Consider the following 5,067-nt stretch of genomic DNA (forward strand, 5'->3'; position numbering starts at 1 on the left):
ATTTTGCAGGAGCTGGAAACCTTTGCCAAACGCCAGGCCCCAGGGCGAGTATCGGCGGACAGTAGCTTATATTTGGGACAAAGCCTAGATCGGATGCTCGATCAGGCTGAGGCGGCCCGTCAGCTGCTGCAGGATGACATTATTTCTGTTGAGCATCTGCTATTGGGGTTTGCAGAAGACGAGCGAATTGGTCGTCGGCTGCTGCGCGGATTTGAGCTAGATGTGGCGGGGCTGCGCGCGGCAATTAACCAGGTGCGCGGCAAGCAAAAAGCTACTGGTCAAAACCCTGAGGAAGCCTACGAAGCCCTGGATAAATATGGCCGTGATCTGACCGAAGAAGCCAAACACGGCAAGCTGGATCCTGTGATTGGTAGGGATGAAGAAATCCGTCGGGTGATTCAGGTGGTCTCACGGCGGACCAAAAACAACCCGGTGCTGATTGGTGAGCCCGGTGTGGGTAAGACTGCTATTGCCGAGGGGCTGGCCCAGCGGATTGTTAATGGGGATGTGCCGGAGTCGCTTAAGGATCGTCAGCTAATTTCCCTGGACATCGGCAGTTTGATTGCTGGGGCAAAGTACCGGGGAGAATTTGAAGAGCGGCTGCGCTCAGTGCTCAAGGAGGTGGCTGAGTCCGATGGCCAGGTGGTGCTCTTTATTGATGAGCTACATACGGTGGTCGGTGCCGGTGGCGGTAACAGCAATGTGGATGCCGGGAATTTACTCAAGCCGATTTTGGCCCGGGGGGAGCTGCGGTGTATCGGTGCCACCACCGTGGATGAGTACCGTAAGCACATCGAAAAGGATGCGGCCCTGGAGCGGCGTTTTCAACAGGTTTATATTGGCCAGCCCAGTGTCGAGAATGCCATTTCAATTTTGCGGGGTTTAAAGGAACGCTATGAGGCCCACCACGGTGTCAAAATTGTTGACTCGGCCCTAGTGGCGGCGGCAACGCTGTCGGATCGCTATATTAGCGATCGCTTCTTACCCGATAAGGCGATTGATCTAATCGACGAAGCCGCTGCCAAGCTAAAAATGGAGATTACCTCTAAGCCTGTGGAGCTAGAGACCATCGATCGACGGCTGCGGCAGCTAGAAATGGAAAAACTCTCCCTACAGGGGGAAGAGTCCACCTCTCGCACCTCAAAACAGCGTCTCACCGGTATCAGCAAAGAGATTGAAAAACTCTCTGTAAAACAGCAAAAGCTAACCGCCCAGTGGCAGTCTGAAAAACAGGCTCTAGATGCCATCAAAGCCCTGAAGCAAGAGGAAGACCAGCTGCGAGTGCAGGTAGAGCAGGCGGAACGGGCCTATGACCTCAACCGAGCGGCCCAGATTAAATATGGTCGTTTGGAAGCTTTACAGCAAGAGCTGGAGATTTTAGACACGCAGCTGCAAGAGATGCAGGATAAAGGCTCCACCCTGCTGCGAGAGCAGGTAAGTGAGGCAGATATTGCCGAGATTGTGGCCAACTGGACCGGGATCCCGGTCAATCGGCTAATGGAAACCGAGCGCCAGAAGCTGTTACAGCTAGAGGGCTATTTACACCAGCGAGTGGTGGGTCAAGGTGAAGCGGTGACGGCGGTGTCAGCGGCTATTCGACGGGCTCGGGCTGGGATGAAAGATCCAGGCCGTCCCATTGGTTCATTTTTGTTTATGGGACCCACGGGGGTGGGTAAGACGGAGCTAGCTCGGGCGTTAGCCGACTGTCTGTTTGATACCGAAGAGGCCCTGGTGCGGGTGGATATGTCGGAATACATGGAAAAACATTCCGTGGCCCGGCTGATCGGTGCGCCCCCTGGCTATGTAGGCTATGAAGAGGGCGGACAGCTTTCTGAAGCAGTGCGACGACATCCCTATTCCGTGGTGCTTTTAGATGAGGTGGAGAAAGCTCACCCGGATGTGTTTAATATTTTGCTGCAGGTGCTAGATGACGGTCGCATTACCGATTCCCAAGGGAGAACGGTGGACTTTCGTAATACGGTGATTGTCATGACCAGCAACATTGGTAGCGATCACATTTTGGATGTCTCCGGGGATGAGTCCCAGTTTGAGGAAATGCAGGAGCGGGTCTTGAGTGCCCTGCGCGGCCATTTTCGTCCAGAGTTTCTCAATCGGGTGGACGATTTGATTATCTTCCATCCGCTCAGCAAGGACGAGCTGCGGGCCATTGTAGAGATCCAGCTCAAACGTCTGTATAAGCTCTTGGCGGATCAGAAAATTACCTTACATGTTTCAGAGACAGCCATCGACTACGTGGCTGATAAGGGGTACGACCCGGTGTATGGGGCTAGACCGTTAAAGCGAGCGATTCAACGGGAGTTGGAGAATCCAATTGCAACCAAGATTTTGGAAAATACGTTTGTCGAAGGTTGCCAGGTTGTTATCGATCATATTGATGACCGTCTAAAGTTTCAGGTAAAGCAGGCTGACGTGGCTGATGATAAGGCGGCTTAGGAAATAGCTCCATACACTGCATTGGCCCTCACCCTAAATCCCTCTCCCAAGCTTGGGAGAGGGACTTTGAGGCGGTAAACATATTTTGTGCCAAAGGGATTAATTTCAACAGACTATTCACTCTACTTTTCATGCACATTTAGACTCTCGGGTCGGCTGGTTTATCCTGGGGATAGTCAGCTAGTTCTTTTTTTTCGAGCCTATGACTCTTCAGTTAACAGTTCCGAATATGGCCTGTGATGTTTGTGCCAAGACGATTACCAGTATTATCAAAGCCTTAGATGCAGGGGCGACGGTCGCTGCTGATCCTAAAACTAAACAGGTGGAGATTGAAACCGCGACTGCTGAAACAGCGATACGAGCGGCCCTTGAAAAAGCGGGCTATCCGGCGGCTTAGTTTTTAGGGCTAGCGCCAAGGAGACTGCCATGACGACGACGACCCTGGCCTTAAAGGGGATGAGCTGTGCTGCTTGTGCCCATACTGTGGAAACGGCCATTCAAAAGGTGCGGGGTGTGAGCGAGGCCCAGGTGAACTTTGCCACTGAACAGGCCAGCGTCGATTATGATGAGCGGCGTACCAGTCTCAGAGCTATTCAAACAGCCGTTGCCGATGCTGGCTATGAGGCGACTGCCGTTAAGCAACTCGACTTTGCTGCCGAGCGACTAGAGCATCGCGCCCAGCAGCGATCGCAACTAACCCGTGTCATTGTCAGTGGACTAGTAGGCATTGTGCTAATGGTGGGGTCGCTACCGATGATGCTGGGGGTGAGTATCCCCGGCTGGCCCATGGTGTTTCACAATGCCTGGCTGCAGCTGGCCTTAGCAACGCCCGTTTTATTCTGGTGTGGTCAGTCTTTTTTTGTGGGAGCTTGGAAAAGTTTAATCCACCGGACGGCCAATATGAATACCCTGGTGGCAATGGGAACGGGGACGGCCTATCTTTATTCTCTATTTGTCACCCTGTTTCCTCAGGTGCTGGTAGCTCAAGGGCTGGCCCCCGATGTGTATTACGAGGCGGCGGTGGTGATTATTGCGCTGCTGCTGCTGGGGCGCTATTTGGAAAACCGAGCCCGAGGACATACCTCGGATGCGATTCGTCAGCTGATGGGATTACAACCCCGAATGGCGAGGGTAATACGGAAGACTGCGGAAGTTAATATTCCGATTCATGCGGTTGTTGTGGGGGATATTGTTGTTGTCCGTCCGGGAGAGAAGATTCCGGTGGATGGTGAGGTTGTTGCCGGGACATCCACGGTGGATGAATCCATGGTGACGGGGGAACCGATGCCTGTGCAAAAAGGTACGGGTGACGCGGTGATTGGGGCCACCATCAACAAAACGGGGAGTTTTCGGTTGCGGGCGACTCGGGTGGGTCAGGATACGGTGCTGGCCCAGATTGTACAGCTGGTGCAGGCAGCTCAAGGGTCAAAGGCTCCGATTCAAAAGCTGGCGGACCAGGTAATGGGATGGTTTGTGCCGGTGGTGGTTGCGATCGCACTGCTCACATTTCTACTCTGGTTTAGTCTCACCGGCAATATTACCCTGGCCCTGCTCACCACCGTCGGTGTCCTGATTATCGCCTGCCCCTGTGCTCTGGGGTTAGCCACACCCACCTCCATTATGGTGGGTACCGGCAGAGGTGCCGAGATGGGCATTTTGATCAAAGATGCCGAAAGTCTAGAACAGGCCCACAGACTGCAAACTATTTTGGTCGATAAAACCGGTACCCTCACCCAGGGAAAACCAACGGTAACCGATTACGTCACCGTCCGGGGCACAGCTAACCGTAATGAGAGCCGGTTACTGCAGTTAGCCGCTGCTATCGAAAATCAGTCAGAACACCCTCTCGCGGCTGCCGTTGTTGCCTATGCCAGGGCGCAGGGGGTAGAGAGTTTGCCTGCAGTTGATGCCTTTGACGCCAGTGTGGGACAGGGGGTGCAGGGCATAGTCCAGGGGCAGCAGGTGTACATCGGCACCGAACGCTGGATGCACACCCTCGACATTGATACCCAGCGGCTGCAGTCTCGCTGTCAGGCGTGGCAGACTGCGGCCAAAACCACCGTATGGATTGCCGTGGACGGTGTGGTAGAAGGACTGCTGGGCATTGCCGATGCGCTCAAACCATCGTCGGTCTCGGCGGTTACATCTCTACAGCGTATGGGTTTGGAGGTAATTATGCTGACGGGGGACAATTCCCAAACAGCGGCGGCCATTGCCCAGGAAGCGGGCATTCGGCGATATATTGCCGATGTGCGTCCTGCTCAGAAAGCGGCCCATGTAAAACAGCTGCAGGCGACGGGTAAGCGGGTGGCTATGGTGGGAGACGGCATTAACGATGCGCCAGCCTTGGCCCAGGCCGATGTGGGGATGGCCATTGGTACGGGGACCGACGTTGCGATCGCAGCCAGCGACATCACCCTAATTTCCGGCGATTTGCACGGTATTGTCACCGCCATTCGCCTTAGCAAAGCCACCATGGCCAACATCCAACAAAATCTGTTTTTTGCCTTTATCTACAACATTGTCGGGATTCCCATCGCCGCCGGGATTCTCTATCCTGTTTTTGGCTGGTTATTAAATCCAATGATTGCCGGTGCTGCCATGGCCTTTAGT

General features: G+C 54.0%; 3 protein-coding genes. All 3 read left to right on the forward strand.

Annotated features, from left to right (window positions below; all coding sequences use genetic code 11):
• Nucleotides 1-2,454, forward strand: a 2,454-nt coding sequence (clpB, locus tag IQ260_RS27585) for an ATP-dependent chaperone ClpB (RefSeq protein ID WP_193996282.1), incomplete at its 5' end; no start/stop codon positions are given.
• 202 nt (nt 2,455-2,656) lie between these two features.
• Complete coding sequence (locus tag IQ260_RS27590; RefSeq protein WP_193996283.1) at nt 2,657-2,851, forward strand: heavy-metal-associated domain-containing protein; 195 nt, start codon at nt 2,657-2,659, stop codon at nt 2,849-2,851.
• Between the two features lie 29 nt (nt 2,852-2,880).
• Nucleotides 2,881-5,067: heavy metal translocating P-type ATPase (locus IQ260_RS27595; protein WP_193996284.1), on the forward strand; the 2,187-nt coding region annotated here is incomplete at its 3' end.

Source organism: Leptolyngbya cf. ectocarpi LEGE 11479 (genome assembly GCF_015207065.1).
Lineage (GTDB): Bacteria > Cyanobacteriota > Cyanobacteriia > Phormidesmidales > Phormidesmidaceae > Leptothoe > Leptothoe ectocarpi.